General features: G+C 52.5%; 15 protein-coding genes and 2 pseudogenes. 7 read left to right on the top strand and 10 right to left on the bottom strand.

The annotated features are described in order from the left end of the window. Window positions 1-12: 12 nt before the first annotated feature. The 6 genes and pseudogenes from yfmH to ORD20_RS09330 form a co-directional block, all read right to left on the bottom strand. Window positions 13-1,308, bottom strand: coding sequence for an EF-P 5-aminopentanol modification-associated protein YfmH (yfmH, locus tag ORD20_RS09355; RefSeq protein ID WP_103376110.1), 1,296 nt, complete (start codon window positions 1,306-1,308; stop codon window positions 13-15). Next, window positions 1,305-2,615, bottom strand: a complete 1,311-nt coding sequence (gene yfmF, locus ORD20_RS09350) for an EF-P 5-aminopentanol modification-associated protein YfmF (RefSeq protein WP_173677106.1) — start codon at window positions 2,613-2,615, stop codon at window positions 1,305-1,307. Before yfmF ends, yfmH begins: the two co-directional genes overlap by 4 nt. A 69-nt stretch (window positions 2,616-2,684) precedes the next feature. Next, window positions 2,685-4,012 (bottom strand): annotated as a pseudogene (locus tag ORD20_RS09345) (ATP-dependent metallopeptidase FtsH/Yme1/Tma family protein). Window positions 4,013-4,085: 73 nt separating this feature from the next. Then, the gene (gene tilS / locus ORD20_RS09340; protein ID WP_158246328.1) at window positions 4,086-5,456 is read right to left on the bottom strand and encodes a tRNA lysidine(34) synthetase TilS; all 1,371 of its coding nucleotides are present in this window, start codon (window positions 5,454-5,456) and stop codon (window positions 4,086-4,088) included. A gap of 75 nt (window positions 5,457-5,531) precedes the next feature. Next, the gene (locus ORD20_RS09335) at window positions 5,532-6,602 is read right to left on the bottom strand and encodes a SpoIIE family protein phosphatase (protein ID WP_430626702.1); all 1,071 of its coding nucleotides are present in this window, start codon (window positions 6,600-6,602) and stop codon (window positions 5,532-5,534) included. A gap of 8 nt (window positions 6,603-6,610) precedes the next feature. Beyond that, the gene (locus ORD20_RS09330; protein ID WP_430626123.1) at window positions 6,611-7,408 is read right to left on the bottom strand and encodes a mannose-1-phosphate guanylyltransferase; all 798 of its coding nucleotides are present in this window, start codon (window positions 7,406-7,408) and stop codon (window positions 6,611-6,613) included. 245 nt (window positions 7,409-7,653) lie between these two features. Between ORD20_RS09330 and phoU the strand changes: the two genes are divergently transcribed. The 5 genes from phoU to ORD20_RS09305 all read left to right on the top strand — a co-directional run bounded on the left by phoU (window position 7,654) and on the right by ORD20_RS09305 (window position 13,854). Continuing rightward, the gene (phoU, locus tag ORD20_RS09325; RefSeq protein ID WP_103376104.1) at window positions 7,654-8,343 is read left to right on the top strand and encodes a phosphate signaling complex protein PhoU; all 690 of its coding nucleotides are present in this window, start codon (window positions 7,654-7,656) and stop codon (window positions 8,341-8,343) included. Between the two features lie 3 nt (window positions 8,344-8,346). Further along, complete coding sequence (locus ORD20_RS09320; RefSeq protein WP_103376103.1) at window positions 8,347-9,945, top strand: Na/Pi cotransporter family protein; 1,599 nt, start codon at window positions 8,347-8,349, stop codon at window positions 9,943-9,945. A 65-nt stretch (window positions 9,946-10,010) separates the two neighbouring features. Further along, window positions 10,011-11,618: a spore germination protein gene (locus ORD20_RS09315; protein WP_242968585.1), complete on the top strand. Its 1,608-nt coding sequence runs from the start codon at window positions 10,011-10,013 to the stop codon at window positions 11,616-11,618. Beyond that, window positions 11,615-12,715 carry a Ger(x)C family spore germination C-terminal domain-containing protein gene (locus tag ORD20_RS09310; protein WP_103376101.1) on the top strand — a complete coding sequence of 367 codons (1,101 nt, stop codon included), beginning with the start codon at window positions 11,615-11,617 and terminating at the stop codon, window positions 12,713-12,715. Before ORD20_RS09315 ends, ORD20_RS09310 begins: the two co-directional genes overlap by 4 nt. After that, window positions 12,712-13,854 carry a GerAB/ArcD/ProY family transporter gene (locus tag ORD20_RS09305; protein ID WP_103376100.1) on the top strand — a complete coding sequence of 381 codons (1,143 nt, stop codon included), beginning with the start codon at window positions 12,712-12,714 and terminating at the stop codon, window positions 13,852-13,854. Before ORD20_RS09310 ends, ORD20_RS09305 begins: the two co-directional genes overlap by 4 nt. 35 nt (window positions 13,855-13,889) lie before the next feature. Here ORD20_RS09305 and ORD20_RS09300 read toward each other — a convergent pair whose 3' ends face one another. The 3 genes from ORD20_RS09300 to ORD20_RS09290 are packed head-to-tail and all read right to left on the bottom strand — an operon-like array spanning window position 13,890 to window position 15,055. Continuing rightward, complete coding sequence (locus ORD20_RS09300; RefSeq protein WP_103376099.1) at window positions 13,890-14,216, bottom strand: hypothetical protein; 327 nt, start codon at window positions 14,214-14,216, stop codon at window positions 13,890-13,892. Further along, window positions 14,185-14,400, bottom strand: coding sequence for a hypothetical protein (locus tag ORD20_RS09295; RefSeq protein ID WP_430626122.1), 216 nt, complete (start codon window positions 14,398-14,400; stop codon window positions 14,185-14,187). Before ORD20_RS09295 ends, ORD20_RS09300 begins: the two co-directional genes overlap by 32 nt. A 34-nt stretch (window positions 14,401-14,434) precedes the next feature. Next, window positions 14,435-15,055, bottom strand: a complete 621-nt coding sequence (locus ORD20_RS09290; RefSeq protein WP_430626121.1) for a HipA family kinase — start codon at window positions 15,053-15,055, stop codon at window positions 14,435-14,437. Window positions 15,056-15,130: 75 nt separating this feature from the next. Between ORD20_RS09290 and ORD20_RS09285 the strand changes: the two genes are divergently transcribed. Beyond that, on the top strand, window positions 15,131-15,628 hold the full coding sequence (locus tag ORD20_RS09285) for a hypothetical protein (RefSeq protein WP_103376098.1): 498 nt from the start codon (window positions 15,131-15,133) through the stop codon (window positions 15,626-15,628). Window positions 15,629-15,730: 102 nt separating this feature from the next. Here the strand turns inward: ORD20_RS09285 and ORD20_RS09280 are convergent, their stop codons facing one another. Then, window positions 15,731-16,147 carry a hypothetical protein gene (locus tag ORD20_RS09280; protein ID WP_242968584.1) on the bottom strand — a complete coding sequence of 139 codons (417 nt, stop codon included), beginning with the start codon at window positions 16,145-16,147 and terminating at the stop codon, window positions 15,731-15,733. 134 nt (window positions 16,148-16,281) lie between these two features. Here ORD20_RS09280 and ORD20_RS09275 point away from each other — a divergent pair. Next, a pseudogene (locus ORD20_RS09275) lies at window positions 16,282-16,572 on the top strand (transposase); the annotation flags it as partial. Between the last annotated feature and the right edge of the window lie 8 nt (window positions 16,573-16,580).

Here is a 16,580-nt window from a genome sequence, read left to right as displayed (position 1 = left end):
TCTCTTCTCGATTTATGGATTTTGCGGACGAATCACCGAGACGGCACGCTGCGGTTCTTGTAGATGCGTGCTCCGCGCTTGTTGAATATCTTCCAGGGTAACGTGTTGGACGGTATCCATATAATCATAGATATCAATCCCACGGAAAAAGAGACTATTATACGCATAGGCAAGTTCTTCGGGGTTTTGAAACAATCCGATAAACTCTCCCATTTCCCGCCGTTTGGCGCGATCTAAATCCTCTTGGGTTAAGGGAGCCTTCACTAGCCCCTCAACCAACCTGGCTTCGAGTTTTTCGGGATCCGGCGTTTCTCCACCCAAGGCGCTAAACCCAAAGGTCGTAGATCCACCATAACGCGCATAAAAGCGGTCATTAATCAGACCCTCACGATACAATTCTTGAAACAACCCGGAACTTTTGCCACAGAGCATTTGCCACATCAAGCCATAGGTGATTTCCCGGTGCAAGAGAGCCTTACCAGTTAGCCCGACCTCAGCATCCTTATATCCCATCACAAACAAAGGCATCGAGACCACCATCGTTTTTTCCACATGCTTCTGATGGACGGTGGATGGTTCTTCCGGATACACCGCCACCACGGGACCTTGAAAGGCATATCCTTTTGGCTCTTGGTTGCTCCGCACCCAGTCGATAATCTCAGATGCATCGACATCGCCAATCACAAGAAGAATCATATTACTGGGGTGATAAAAAGTCTGGTAACACGTATATAAATCCTCTGGCGTAATCGTGCGAATCGATTCCACACTGCCCGCGATGTCAATACGCACGGGATGATTCACATAAAGCGCCTTCATCAAATTCGAATGCAGTCGATCCCCTGGCATATCCAGGTACATGCGAATCTCCTGCTCGATGATGCCCTTCTCTTTATTGACGTTGGCTTCTGTAAAATAAGGACTTTGAACAAAATCTAACAAAACCGTAAGGTTCTCTTTCACGTGGCTCGTCGTTTGAAAAAGAAAGGTCGTAGATGTGTAGTCCGTATAGGCATTAGAGGAGGCGCCAAGCCGCGCAAAATCATCAAACGCATCACCCCCGCCCTCTTTCTCAAACATTTTATGCTCCAAAAAGTGGGCGATGCCGTCCGGGACTGTAATAATATCGTGCGTCTTGGGATCATGAAATGCGTTGTCTATCGACCCATACCGGGTCGCAAAAGTCGCAAAGGTTTTGTGAAAGCCCGGGCGGGGAATCACAACGACGGTGAGCCCCGACGATAAGACGGTCTGGATGCGCTTCTCGCCAATCGCCGCATTTTCGAGCGTCTGATTCATAACACTCATTGGGCCTCCTCCTGTCTCTGTACGTCTTCGGCTTGGGTTAAAAAGAAAATCGTGTCGAGGCTCACGGCCTTTGCCACCTCTTGGACTTGTTCCCGTGTTACATTATGTAAGGCTTGAATGAGCGCCGTGCCCGATTGACCACCGCCCATGAGAATTTGTTCTAGTTGGCGTGCAATGATCTGACTGGGATTGTCTTCTTCAGACAAAATATCGTTTTCAAAAGCACGCAACGTAAACTCCCATTCTTGTTCGCTAATCTCGCCTTGCGCCATAGCATCGAGCTGTTCACCAATAATTTGAATCGCAGGGTCAAAATCCTCAAACTCGATCCCCGCTCCAATCAGCATCGCCCCTAAAGCAGCATCAACGCGGGCATATGCATAGTATGCCAACGACGCCTTTTCCCGTACATTCAAGAACAGCTTGGAATGAGGAAATCCCCCCAAAATGCCCGCGTACATCATCAAAGCCGGATACCGCAGATCCGTTAACGTAATTCCGGTATGGTATCCCATATTGACCTTGCCCTGTTGAACGTTTTGACGCTCAATCAACGTCCGGTCATGAAATCGTTGCGTGTAAGGAGCGATAGGTTCCAACATATCTGCTTGACGCGTTTGATAGCGGGCCATAAACCGCTCAATGGTTTTAGGGTCCACATCCCCTACGGCAAACAAGACAAAGGGTTTGTGCCCCTTGACGGCTTCATAATGGCGGAAGAGACTTTGCGGCGTGATGCGGTCGAGCTCGTCGATCGTCCCTAACTTCCGCAGACCAAAAGCCCGTCCGTCCGCCATTTGTTCAATCAGACGGGTTAAGGCATATTGTCCTTTATCATTAATCAACGATTGAATCTGCCGGCGCAATAAGTCTTTTTCTTGATCCACGATAGCCGGAACAAAGCTCTCCCCCTCCGTTAGCGGCTGTTCGAGCACCTCGTACAAAAATTCCAATCCTTGTGTTAGCGTATCGGGATGACCGGGCAAATACTTGCCGTTGACAATTTCCAAATGAAAGGACAACAACTGTTTGTCGCCCATCTTGCCCACGTCCGCTCGAAACGATGCCCCATATAACGATTCCAAAGTTTGCTCCATGCGTTGGAAGGTCGGCCAGCTTGTCGTGCCCCGCTGCATCACATGGGGCAACAACGCTCCTAAAGCGGCCTCCTGACGGCTTAATTGATTAATCCAAAAGGCATGCAAGGTAATTGTTTTGAACCGCTTGGTTGGAAAACAAAACCAGCCCGTGCCCTGCTCCATCGTGCCGATAAACGCTGTTGCTTCCGCTGTGGACAATCCATCCACTCCTTTCCGTCTTACCATAAGAATAGCCTGAAACCCCGTGAAATATCACGAGTTTTTCAGGCTACCCACTTAAATGGCCACTTCGCGACCTTTCACAATGGACTCGAGTTCATCGGCCAATAAGGTTTCCTTTTCCATCAAGGTTAAGGCCAGACGATTTAAGGTCACCCGGTGCGTCATTAAGATGTGCTTCGCGCGTTGATACTGTTCCGTGACAATTTGCTGCACTTCGCGGTCAATCGCCGACGCTACATCTTCTCCATAGTCGCGATCGCGTCCAATATCTCGTCCCAAAAACACTTGATCTTGCTTCTCCCCATAGGTCATGGGGCCCAACTCATCCGACATTCCATATTCGGTAATCATCTGCCGAACCATGGATGTGGACTTCTCGAGGTCGTTTTGCGCTCCTGTGGAAATCTCCCCAAAGACAAGCTCTTCCGCCGCTCGTCCTCCCAATGCCATCGCGACCTGATCGAGAATCTGCGACTTCGTGACCAAATACCGGTCCTCATCGGGTAAGGGTAGCGTGTAGCCCATCGCCATGCCTCGCGGAATAATCGTCACTTTGTGCACCGGATCCCCGTGGGGCACCAACATTCCTACCAAGGTGTGACCCGATTCGTGAAAAGCCACGGCCTTTTTTTCCTTTTCGGTGACGATCCGGCTCTTTTTTTGAGGCCCTGCCATAATGCGCTCCGCTGCTTCCTCAAAGTCACTCATGTGAATTGTGCGCTCCCGGCCCCGTGCCCGGCTTCTCCTGCCACCGCTTTGGCTAATAACGTCTTGCCGGTACCTGGAGGTCCCGATAACAAGATGCCTTTCGGAATACGGGCTCCCAATTCCAAGTACTTTTTAGGATACCGCAGAAAATCCACGACTTCCTGCAGCTCTTGCTTTTCTTCCTCTACCCCCGCCACATCAGCAAAGGTCACCCGGTTATGGTCATCGGTGTGCAATTTCGCTCGGGATTTCCCAAACTGCATGACCCGATTGCCCCCACCTTGAGTTTGACTGAAGAAAAAGTACAACATAAAGACAATCAAGAGCAGTGGCAAAATGTTGCCTACAAGGCTCAACCAAAAGGACGTCGTCGCAGGCTTCATAATGTTCACGGTGACATGGTCATTTGTCAGCGTGTTGGACAACGACGCGGTCCCACCCGTCGCGTATGTCGTTTGAAACTGTTTGCCGGTCGTGGTGGTCGCATAAACCACATGGGTTTGAGGATCCACACGCACGCTGCTGACCTGTCCGCTATGTGCCATGGACAGAAGACGGCTGTATGATTCCTGGGGCGTTGTAGACGATTGTCCACTCATTAATTCCCACAACGTAACAATGAAGAGCACCGCCAATACAATGGTCAGTCCTCCTCTAAGCCATCGATTTGTCAAGAAACGGCCTCCTCTCGCACGATTGCGCCGCAAGCGGCGTGCATGGGCCAAGTTGCGTTATTATACCACAATATTATATTCCTTCTTTAACCGGGAAATCCCCTTGAAAATACTCAATCTGATGACACCGGCCACCAATTTTGCATCGCGCTGCTTCCGCCGTTACCAATCCCGCTACCGCTAACACCTGACGGTCATCCTCTGCCGCCACAATGACGGGCCACAACCGTCGTTGGGACCAGGGAAGTTTGGCATCCACAAAAATGTCTTGCAGTTTCTTATGATGACCGGCCATCCCCAAGGGCTCGATACGGTCACCTGGTCGCCACGCCCTCACCTTTAATGCGCTCCATCGGTCCGCATTAATGAAAGTGGCCGATGCCTGGGGTTCCTTATAGAAGGTTTGTGAGACGACTAAGCGTCCTCCAGGCAACATGAGACTTCCCTGCAGCGGCAGCTCATGAGATGGCCATAACGTGTGGATAGCCGCACTATCCCCGGCAATTAGCCAATCACCCTGGGCATTTTGCCAGACGCGAAAGCGCTTAGGCCACTGGGCCATGCCATCACGCGCCTGTCTTATATGTTTTCGACTCAGTCTTAGCCCCCGAACTTGACCAATCCGCCGCATGACATCGGCCTGGACAGCAGGCAGCAACAGGCCAAAGGCTTTGGGTAAGAGCAGCGGTTCGGCACGCACATCGATATTCCAAGATAGCAGAAACTGCTCGGAGCTTTGGGCAATCACCTGATATTCTTCCTGCGCCCGCTCAGCCAGCTGCGCTAAGGTCGTCTCAATTTGCGGATTGAACCGAGTCTGTAAAAGCGGCAGTAATTGCCAGCGAATGCGGTTTCGAAGCCAATATGGGTCTTGGTTGGTCGGATCCTCCCGCCATGACACATCGTGCGCTTGCAAATAATCGCGCAAACTCCCTGGGCTAAATGTGAGGAGAGGACGCACAATATCTTGGGTTTTTTCTCGCATCCCCTGTAATCCTTGAATTCCTGTCCCTGTAATCAGACGCATCAGCACGGTTTCGGCTTGGTCGCGCTGGTGATGTGCCACAGCAATCCAAGCATCCGGTCCTGCCTGTTGGCGGTACGAACGCAAAATCCGGTAGCGTTCCCGCCTTGCAGCCATCTCCCATGATTCACCACGTTCGCGCACAATGTGAATCGCCTCTACTACCACGTCCATGCCCAAACGGTCGCGCACCACCTGTTGCACCCACGCGGCATCGTCTGCGGAATTCGGCCGCAGATTGTGATCGACATGGACGGGTTGCAACGTCACCGGCCACTGCGGATTAATTCGCGCCAGGAGAAAAAGCAGCGCTAAAGAATCTGCGCCGCCGCTGACGCCGACGATAATCGTAGCCCCTGGCGCCCATAACCGACGCGCGGTGTCCAAAAATCTTTGTTCGATTGACAACACACCCATCATTCGCAGTCCTCTCACGCAAGCGGCCTTCATCGACTTGTAGTATAAAAGTCGACCGCATTTGGTGCAAATGCACCCCTAGCGGCGTGAAGCTTTTAAAGGAACAGGAGGGATATGTTGCCATTCCCTAGGTTCTGAGATGCTTGGGATCCGGCTCGCTTGGCGATGGCCCTTTATCTGGACGACCATCACAGCGGCATCGTCGCGCCCGTCTTGATCGTGGCCCAGCATATAGCTCAAAATAGTTTCCGCCATGACTTGCGGATTGGCTGTAGGCATTTCTTGCAACAATTTGGACAACGTTTCCTCCGCATGCGCATCGGCACCTTCCAGCACCCCATCGGTCACCATGACGATAAGGTCGCCGGGATCCAGCGTATGATAAACAGGCTCCACGTGGACTTCTTGCAAAATACCAACAGGTACCGCGTGAGAACGAATGATTTCCACGCGGCGATTTCGGCATAGAAATGTGGGGGCTGCCGCCACCTTAACCATCTCGGCCCCCTTTCCCACGCGGTCAAGCACAATGCCCGCAATCAAGCCCACAGGCGCCAATCGCCATTGTCGAGATGCTAAGATTCCCGCAAGAAATCCTCCCACTACAAGGATCCCGAGCCCGCCGCCAGGACCTGAACCCCTGACGGCCAATGTAAAACCCAAGTCGAGAATATAACGACCCATAATGGCTAAAGGATGTTCTGGCGCAGCCTCGTAAGACGGTTTTTCGACGAGGTGAGAAACGCGGAAGGACCGCCCATCTGCCGCCCAATTCCCGTAAACGATACCGTAACGGCTCGCCTCTTCCCGCGTGACAGGCTGGACCGCTAGGACCGACAAACCGGGCTCCCAGTGGTCGATTAATTGCTTGAGCACAGGAGGCTGACCTTGCATCACATCATCCCCCAACAGAACCGCAAACGGCTCTAATCCCACGTGGCGTTTCGCCGATAAGACGGCGTGTCCTAGACCCAACGGCTCTTTCTGTCGAATAAAATGCAAATCCGCGAGCTTGGAGACATTCATGACAACGTCCAACAAGTCCTGTTTCCCACGGCTCTTTAAATACTGCTCTAACTCGGGGGTTCTGTCGAAATGGTCCTCAATACTCCCTTTATCGCGCCCAATGACGACCAACAAGTCGTCAATCCCCGACGCTACCGCTCATCGTCCCAGCCGATATCGGCGGGCAATACAAATACATTTTGCGCTTGCTCCATAATCCCGTGGTCCACGGAAATCTGAGGCAGGGCCGGAAATACCGTATCTAAGCGCTCCGGGTGCGCCCATAATTCTTCAATTCCCTGACTCAATTCGGGAATATGCTCTTCCACGGCAACCAAAAAGTCATTGGCCCGAAAGACGAACATTCCCGAATTCCACATAAAGTGTCCCGATTGCACCATCTCTTGGGCCGCCTCCACGGGTGGCTTTTCGATAAACCGCTTGACACGGAATATGCCGTGAGAGACTTCTGCCCCTTGTTCTATATAACCATATCCGGTTTCAGCGTGGGTGGGCACGATGCCAAACGTGTAAAAGCCGCCGTGAACTTCGGCGGCATTAAGCGCCATCTCGGCTAGTTTTTGAAACCGTTTCTGATATTTAATCATGTGATCGGACGGCAACACTAAAACAACCGCGTCCGCATCTTTTCCATAAATTTCGCGAACCGCCCATGCAATGGATGGCGCCGTATTGCGCCCAACCGGTTCTCCTAAAATGAAAGAGGATGGAACATCGGGCAAATTCGTCTGGACTTTTTCCACGTAATCCCGGCCCGTGACCACCAAGGTGTTTTCTGGTCCGATGAGTGAACGCACGCGGTCCCGAGTGCTACGAATCATGCTGTGATTGCCCATCAATGTCAAAAATTGTTTAGGATGCATCATCCGAGACAGCGGCCAAAATCGCTCGCCCCGTCCCCCTGCCAAAATAATTAACCAACGTGCCATAGTGTGTGCGACTCCTTAGTGCGCCACCGCCATTAATGCTGTTTGGCCTGCCGTCTTACCGCAATCGGTTATAGACGGTCTGCGCAATCCTTATGCTCCTTAACTAAATGTAACATATTCTCCCTCATGGCTCAGCCCTTGTCTCCGCCATTTTCGGTCATCGCAATAATCCGCGTCAAGAGCATGGACGATGGCGGCTAACAGTATATAATAAGAGATACTGTCTAGCGGAAGGGGGGCACGGGGTGTTTTTAAACAGCTATGACCGGTCATTGCAGTCGATTAAAGACCGGGTAAATCTTTTGGGACAAGAGGTTTCCCGCATGCTGGAACAAGCACTCGCGTCCCTCTATCATCAGGACCAAGAGCTGGCGACATGGGTTTTAAACCATGACGACAGCATTGACGATGAAACCAATCAAATCGAGGAAGATTCTTTGCAGCTTATTTCCTTGCAGCAGCCCCGCCAAAAAGACCTCCGAATTCTTGCCGCAGGACTACGCAATGTCCGCGACTTGGAGCGCATTGCCGATTATAGTTGTGATATTGCGGAAGTGACTCACCGATTAGCGCGACAACCCTATTTCAAAAAACTGGATGACCTGGCCCGCATGGGGCATAAAGCGCTTGTCATGGTCAACCGTGCGCAAGAAGCCGTGCGCCTGCGTGACCAAGACATGGCCCGGGACGTTTTTTGGCGGGACGATCAAGTGGATGACTTGTACCGCGCGTTGCACGACGAAATGTTGCAGGTTATGCGCCAAAATCCCGATGCTATCGAACAAGCCAGTAATTTATCATTAGTGGCTCGCTACCTTGAACGTATTGCTGACCATGCTGTGAACATCGCGGAAATGGCCGTGTTTGTGGAAACGGGCGATCGTCGTCCTTTTCGCCTGCTGCCACACCATAATCCCGAATACCCGAAGGACTAACCGATGACAGCCAGTTGGATTTCTCTTGTCGGCGGTATGGCGCTTTTTACTTTTGGTCTCTCTCAAACTAGTGACAGCCTGAAACGGCTAACCTCGAGTTGGCTGCGTTCTCTGCTCTTAGTCATGACTAAAAACCCTCTGGGGTCGATGGTTCTTGGGCTCGGCGCCACGATGCTAGCAGGCTCTTCGAGCGCTATTACTGTCATGGTGGTCAGTTTTGTCAGCGCCGGACTCTTGGAACTACGCCAAGCCCTGGAAGTTATTCTCGGCGCTGCGATCGGCACGACGTTAACCGTTCAGCTTATATCGTTCAACTTTATTCGCTATGCGCCCATTCTCGTTTTTGCGGGCGTGGTCATTGGCATCATTCAACGCGGACGGGACAACGCCTCGTTAGGTTCGCTAACATTAGGGTTCGGGCTCATTTTCTACGGCATGATGGTGATGATTTCCGCTGTGCATACGCTTTCCACCGTTCCCACTGTGCGCTTCGCCCTGGCCCGGCTTGATCATAATGGACTATTGGCATACCTGCTCGCGATGATCTTCACCGCCTTGATCCAAAACTCCGCCACCGTCATTGCGCTCGCCATTACGTTTCGCATTCATGGCCTTATCAGCTTGCCCACGGGGCTCATCATCGTGTTAGCCGCCAATGTCGGCTCCACAGCCGCCGCACTCTATAGCGCCTGGCTTGGCGGTTCCCGCAGCGCTAAACGCACGGCGGGTGCATATTTTCTGATGAAGTTGACAGCCTCTTTAGCGGCTGTCTTGGCACTGCCATGGTTGGAAACCGCTGTGCGGTTTATCGACCACAGCCCTGGACGTCAATTGGCTGATGCACATTCTCTCTTCAATGTGGCACTCGCCTTCATCTTTCTACCCTTTTTGGGGCCATTGTCACATCTTATGGAACGTTTGTGGCCCGACCTCAAACCCGAGCCTATCAGTGTCCTGCTCGAAGACGATGCGCTAGATGATCCCGCGGAAGCGTTAGCCCGGGCGTCTCAAGAAATTCTTCGCATGGCCCAGATCATTCATGAACACATCATCGCATTGCTAGCTGATTACTTAGAGAATCCTCAAGAGACCATCGCGCGCACGATGCGTCAAGCCGAGTCTGATGTGGACCTGCTGCACCACGCCATTACCCACTATCTTTTCCAGCTGGCCCAAGGGACCTATTTGACCGAAAGTGACCTCTCAGCTCAAGTTCGCTTCCTCTATTTGGCCAACCATCTTGAGCACTTATCCGACACCGCCATCAAAGTCATTAATACCCGCGATAAACTGGTGCGTCGCAATTTTGTCTGGCCTCCCTCTTTATGGGAAGATACCGCCAGGCTGCTTGACCGTTTGCACACCCAGTTCGACCGCTTAACGCAAGCTATTGCCCATGATGACGATGCCCAGGCACTTCAATTAGTGCAAGAAAATCCCGAGATCTTGCGACAAGAGGGAAAGATTCGCCTGCGCATCCTCACCCAAGTCGACGAATCGCAATTACCCTTTACCTCAGCACTGTTAGAACTCTCCGATGACTTATCCCTACTAACCGGACGGATTGCCGCGGTGTCACGGGCGTTACTGGGTATTATCTAATCCGCTCTGAGGCTGCGCATGAAACCATAGCGTTTTAGCCAACATATCCCCGAGGTGATATCACGTTGGCTTATGATGATCAAGCGGTTCTGCGCGATATTCAAGCCCTTGCCAAGCATTTATTGCAAACCCTAGACGCGTGGCTTGCTCTGCAAAGTGAAGGCCCCCTAGCATTAACGCATTACACCCCAAACGTCCACGCCGCTTACAACCGAATCAAATCAGGGTTTGGCACCAGCCCGGATGTCCTCTTGCGGTGGCTGCAAGTGCCCGCATGTGCCCCTGAAAAAGTCTTAATAGCCAGCATCGACGGGTTATCCGATACGCAAATGGTCGATCAGGATATTGTGGCTCCTCTGTTAACAACCCATGAGGATCCGGCGTCGTGGGGCGAAAACACCTTAACTCCTGGCCATATTCACGCTGAGGATTCTTGGGATACCATCATCCGAGCCTTAGCCGCGGGCAACACGCTGATCTTTGCCCCAGGTTTTCCAAAAGTTTGGATCGTGGACACCGTCACCTATAAACAACGGGCGATCTCGCGTCCGCAGACGGAAATTGGTGTTAGAGGGCCGGAAGATGCGTTCAACGAAGTCCTTTTAACCCAAATGAACCAACTACGTCAACGCATCCTAGATCCATCGTTGCGTTTTCATCAAATGGTTTTGGGCGAACGCCAGCATACCCCGGTGGCTATAGCCTATCTCGACGGCCTAACCAATCCGGCTCTCGTCGAAACGGGGATCGCACGGTTGGAACAAGTCAAAATTTCAGGAAGGGCTAATGCTACCATGATTTCGGGTCTCATTCGCGATCATCCCCGGTCCATATTCCCCACCATGCGTTCAACAGAACGTGTCGATGTGGCATGTTGGCGCCTTTTGGAGGGAAAAATTCTGATCTTGGTCGATGGCGATCCTTTTGTGCTGATTGCTCCCGCTCCCCTAGCCGATTTTTACCGTACGTCCATGGACTACGCAGAAGTATGGTACGATAGCTCGTTCGTGCGCATTATTCGTCTGCTAGGGTGGATTTTGGGGGTCTACTTCCCCGCGCTGTACATTGCCCTGACTCAAGTGAACACCAATTTGGTACCCGCACCCTTGCTGGCCATAACACTTGGAAGCCATGCGGCGCTGCCTTTTTCGCCCTTTGCAGAAGCCGTGCTAATGGTCATAATTATAGAAATCCTACGGGAAGCCTCTTTGCGTCTCCCGAAACCCATGGGCACCACCATCGGCATCATTGGAGCGATTGTCGTCGGCACTGCTGTGGTGAAGGCCGGTTTTGTCAGTCCCCAAATCATCGTCATCATCACGTTGACCGCTCTGAGCTTTTACACGGGGCCTGTCTACGATTTGACCGGATCCTGGCGGTTAATCAATATGGCGCTTTTAGTCACTGCCGACATCTTTGGCATCTTTGGGATCGTGCTGCTAACGATGACGCTCATTGGCTCCTTGATCCAGATGACGTCATTTGGCACGCCCTATTTTGTGCCCTATGCCCCATTTCGCATAAAAGACTTTAAAGACTATCTCGTGCGCGCTCCCTATGACATGTTGCGGCAACGCCCCAGCTCAGCTCGCCCGCTCAACACGGTGTTAAGCCGTCACGGCAGCGTCCAAGAAATTCCCCACTTACGTCAAACCCAAAAGGAACGGCCGTGATCCGGTTGATAAGAAAATGGCGCATCGCCATTTTAGTGACGCCACTGCTCTTTCTATTGACGGGTTGCTGGGATTCTAAGCCCATTGACCACCAAGGGATTGTGTTGATGCTGAGTATTCGCGCGTCCAAAACACCTGGGCAATACCATTGGCGATTCGTGTTCCCCAACGTCACCTTAACTCCTGGTGCTTTGAGTACGATAAAACCCGATGAGGAATATTACGATATTGCTGTGATGGCTCCTAATTTCGCGGATGCCGTCATGCACGCCCAAGAAAAATCAGCCCGCGCCCTTTATTTGGGACAGCTTCAGGGAATCATCTGGAATAATCGGCTCACTTTTCGCCAGCTGTGGCCGCAAATTAACGCCATCAATGCCGCGGGCACCATTCCTAAAACTTTTTGGGTGATGGGCGCGGACGGTCGCCCCTTAGCCGAATATATGAACTATGTGTCTCCTCAAATCGTTGCGCCCCGCATTGCGCTCGCCGCGTATTTTAACTGCATTCGGTGCTCCCCCATACAACTTGGCATGCGCGGGTGGAAATTCTGGTCCAGTGCGGTTTCGCAAGGCATTAGTCCTTATGTACCCATTGTGGAGTTGAAACAGCAGAGCTTAACCGTGCGCCAAATCGACGTCTATCCTCCCAGTGGCGGACCACCGGTAATGTATTCACCCCTACAGACCCAAGGATTCGGCTACCTAACTGGCAAGGTGCAACGTCTAACGTTGTCCGTTCCGTGGCATGGACAAACCGTGAGCATCAGCCGGATCAGCGATACAAGGTCCCTTCATACGTTTCAGACGGCAAGCGCTATCAACGTGCGTGAGACCTTGCACGTCAAAGGCTTCATTGATGATATTTCCGGTCAAAATCGGGTGACGTTGCAAGACGAACGCTCCATCTCGCACCGTGCCGAACAAACCCTTTTGCACTTATGTCTGTCCACTATTGCCTATGCAAATAAAACCCATACGGATCCCTTTGGATACGACCGCAGCGAAGCGTGGTTTCATCCCCACGCAGGGTTTCTCCCCATTCATGCCACGTTAACGGTCGTTGTCACCCTCTATGGGGAGGGATTAATGCGATGAGCCGTTTTGTCGAGTCTACGGTTGAACCGATAGGAGCGCTCGAATATTTCTTCTTGGTGGCGTCGTCCATTGTCACCGGCGCGGTGTACATTTGGCCGCAAGCCCTCATGACCGCCTCCCAATCACAATCGGATTGGGCGGTCGTAGGCAGCATCTGTTTGGCATTGGGCATGACAGGACTGGGGTTAATCTGGATTCAGCTCACACCTCCCGGCATTTTGGTCGACCGCCTAGGATACGCATGGGGACCCTTGCGGTGGATTTTACTGCTGATCCATGCCGTGTTATGCCTCGTATTGGATACGGCCGTCTTGACCTTATTCACCCAAATGCTGGCCGCGTCATTTTATCCCGCCACACCTTTATGGATGATGAAGGGATTGATTATTGCCGAAGCCGCTTGGTTCGCTTCGCGTTCCCTTTCAAATTTTTCTCGCAATGTGCAGTTTTGGTTTCCCGTCTTTGCCTTCACGTTTTTTATTTTAGCCGGGATGGGTCTAGGCCACGTAGAGGCGTGGTGGGCTTTTTTGCCCCATGCTCTCAAAGATACCGGTCCTGTAGGCCAAGGGATTGTAGCCACGTGGTTTTTATGGAAACAAAATGAAGTCACTGCCACGTTATCGCATTTTATCCGCCCCCAGAATATCGTCATGATTCGCCGTGTTACCTTAGGGGCCATTGCCTTTCAAACATTGGTGGTGATCTTAGTCTATCTCATTACCGTCGGCACCTTAGGCCCTCAAGCGGTCATCTTGTTACGGTGGCCACTCGTCTACGTACTCAGCAACTTGAATGTCTCGACCTTTTACTTAAGCCGGCCAGGACTCATCATTTTGCTGCTATGGACCGGCAGTATGGTCTTTTACCTCGCCAGCAACCTCTTTTGCATGGGCATCAATTTCTCCCGTCTCATAACGGGATCTTACAAGAGCACGATGCCCACCACTCTTATTATCGCCATCATCATGATGGTGGGGTCCTGCTTTATCCATACCCCGACACAATCCACCCATTTAGTGGTCGATTTCTTTGACCCTATCGATCTCGGCTACAGCTTCGTCGTTATTAGCTTGTCCATCCTTTTGACACTCATCGTCACTAGCTGGCGACGACATCACCCGAAATCGCCGCCCGCCTAAGCATCTGGCATGCGAATGTGGAGGAGCAGCAGATTTTACCGCCGCTCTCCTAAATCACTCAAAAGCGCCTCAAAATCGCGGACAATCCGCTCCTCCCATCCTGAGAGCAACTGGTGGAACCCTTCTTCAAGATAGCGGCGCATGTCTTGTGGCGGTACCACATTGCGCCCCGGTTCACGTTCTGATGACCGACCAGAGCCCTGGCGCCCTACCAGAGCCATTCCAGTCATCAGCGCCAACAGCACAACATGGGGCCAATCTTCTTCGCGGTAGGTTTGCAACTTCTCAACTACGCTGCGGTTAATAGGGACTTCCGTCAGCACGTACCTGTCATGCCCCGTGGATACGATCTTGATCGCCATCGCCCTCGTCCTCTCTTGCCACCACTGCTTCTAGGCTGTCATTCTCATAGGGTTCGGTGTTTTCGTCTGGTAAATCGATGTTCTCAACGACACGAGCTTCTTGCCCCTTGTCTTGATTCCACAAGGGTTCCAAATACTCCACCACACGGACGAGACGACTTTGCCGAAAGAGGAGAAACGACACAATCGCATCCTTGCGGTGAGATGACAGGCCCCAATCATGCGGCACCGAATCGACCAAGTCGATGAGAATCAAAGCGCTCAGGCGCTGCCATGGCCAGCACCGTTAAAGGCTTGACGGCGGGAAACTGACGACGAAAGCGATGCAAATCGGAGGGAAGCCATTTGGGGCCATAAGGAAAGATAAAGCCGTGATCGGTGACAACGAGGCGTTGATGGTGCGCCAAAATATGCGAGTATTTCAAGTCTAAATTGAACAACCATGACTCCAGCAAGGCCACTAAGGGCAATTTGTCGAGATTATGCAAAGTCCCCACGGTACTAGGCCTGACTGGTTCCGCATCCTTTAAAAACTGGGTCCCAAATTGCAAGCCCGGATGCCATCGAGAGCGCACCAAAAAGGGTAAATGCCCCAGTTGATCGTGCTCAATCCGCACCAACCGAACCGCCAAAAAAGGCGCGTCTAAGGCTTGCCCGAGTAAGGTACCAATCCAGTCGCCGGCTAAACTCCGGTTGGATTGCGGATTTAATTGCAGCTTGACGTGCACAATCTCCCCACTGTGGGTCCGCAATAGAACCGGGCGGGATCCGCCATGTCCTCCACTCCCCACGTATCCTACCGCCTCAACCACCGGAACATTGCGCCATACTGCGATCATATTGTAGGTCTCCTTTTCCAAGCCGGGGTGTCATAGAGTGTCAGGAGTCCGCATACCTATAAGGACGAGAAAGGAATGGTGCTGATGCCAAACAATGGACCGGATGAAGCCACAAAGCCCCACACCATGGCGTTTCCCAAAGAGGGGAATCTTTCCACCGACCATGCCCCGCTCCGGGGACGTTGGAGCGAGCGCACGGTGCCAGAACCCTCTGTCCCCGTGGAAGAAAGCCGTCAAGGCAGCCCGTCAGAACCAGTAGCGCCACCGGAACCGGAGTCTGCTGACCCTGAGCCGGAAATGCCTACGGACGAGATACAGACGCCGCCCACCATTCCCAATCCTGCGGTGCCGTTGGTGGAGGACCTCCGCCATTTGATTCGGACCCTGGATGCGCTCGCCTCCGCGTTCGAAACGATTGACACCTTGCTGCATCAAGACATTGGCGCACAAGCGCCCGCCTCCTCTAGTGAGGCCTCTGAGCCCCGTCCTACGACAGCTTTTGCGGACATCTTGACCCGTCCCAATGCACGACCCGATTTACACAGTGTTCTGCGTCAATATCTTCTGCGTTAAACCCATCAGATAACGTACCAGGAGGCCGAGGTTGCGGATGATGCCCCATCCGCATGACGGATTGAGGCACCGTCTCCGCAACCTCGGGTCTGACCACAGGCTTTACGACCGAAAGCGCAGCAATAGGGGCAAAATACCCTCAAGAAACGGAACCCGATCAATCCCGACCACATTCGAAATGGGGATAATCACCCGGTCTTTGAGCCCCAATGGAACCCCCGCAGCTGTCGCATCGCGCAACACGATGAAGTCGGTCCCCACTTCAGCGAGGTTACCGACTAGCGTCAAGGCATTGTCCACAGCGTTAGACACACTGACACGCACAACATCCCCCACTAATGAAGCCAAGTACGCATTAAAACTCGAGGGCACAGGATAATCGTCCGATGAACAGCTTTCGGACCGGGAAGATTCCCCGCGTTCCCCTAGTAGTAGCAATAGGGGCAACAGGTCGCGTTGGTTGTTCAACAGGAGCAGCGGCAAGATATCTTCGAATGGCATGCTGGAATTATAACTCACGGAAGTGCCTCCTTATTTCAGAACTAAACTGGATAGTGCGCCCAAGGGGAAGCGCTGATTTGTGGTGATGCTGTAAAATATGTGAGCCTTTGGCAAAAGGTGCACCGGCTGACCCTCTTGGTCATCCCTTCTGTTTTATCCAGGTGACTCAGCAAGCGTTGGACCGCTTCTGGCAACGCCTATTGGACGGTCGACCATGGGTCGTGGTGATGATCGATGGGTGACGTGTGGCCGACTATCTGGTCGTGGGGCCTTAGGGATGGATGCGGATGGTCACAAACGCGTCTGGGGATTCGTGGAAGGGCGAAAATCACACCGTGGTCACGGCGTTATTGCAGGATTTCACCACACGCGGCCTGACGGTCGCGGACGGGTTGCTCGTGGTGATCGATGGTGCGAAAGCGGTGCGTGCGGTCTGGGATGATTAGGTCCT

The organism is Sulfobacillus thermotolerans, from assembly GCF_039623705.1.
In the GTDB taxonomy this organism is placed as follows: Bacteria; Bacillota; Sulfobacillia; order Sulfobacillales; family Sulfobacillaceae; genus Sulfobacillus; species Sulfobacillus thermotolerans.
The sequence above is the reverse complement of the archived record's forward strand: the minus strand, read 5'-3'. Positions and strand labels throughout refer to the sequence as shown.

Excerpts from the sequence above, each read along its gene's own strand:
- yfmH (WP_103376110.1), bottom strand. The coding sequence starts at position 1,308 with ATGAGTGTTATGAATCAGACGCTCGAAAATGCGGCGATTGGCGAGAAG.
- tilS (WP_158246328.1), bottom strand. The coding sequence starts at position 5,456 with ATGATGGGTGTGTTGTCAATCGAACAAAGATTTTTGGACACCGCGCGT.
- ORD20_RS09330 (WP_430626123.1), bottom strand. The coding sequence starts at position 7,408 with ATGGCACGTTGGTTAATTATTTTGGCAGGGGGACGGGGCGAGCGATTT.
- ORD20_RS09320 (WP_103376103.1), top strand. The coding sequence starts at position 8,347 with ATGACAGCCAGTTGGATTTCTCTTGTCGGCGGTATGGCGCTTTTTACT.
- ORD20_RS09305 (WP_103376100.1), top strand. The coding sequence starts at position 12,712 with ATGAGCCGTTTTGTCGAGTCTACGGTTGAACCGATAGGAGCGCTCGAA.
- ORD20_RS09300 (WP_103376099.1), bottom strand. The coding sequence starts at position 14,216 with ATGGCGATCAAGATCGTATCCACGGGGCATGACAGGTACGTGCTGACG.
- ORD20_RS09290 (WP_430626121.1), bottom strand. The coding sequence starts at position 15,055 with ATGATCGCAGTATGGCGCAATGTTCCGGTGGTTGAGGCGGTAGGATAC.
- ORD20_RS09285 (WP_103376098.1), top strand. The coding sequence starts at position 15,131 with ATGGTGCTGATGCCAAACAATGGACCGGATGAAGCCACAAAGCCCCAC.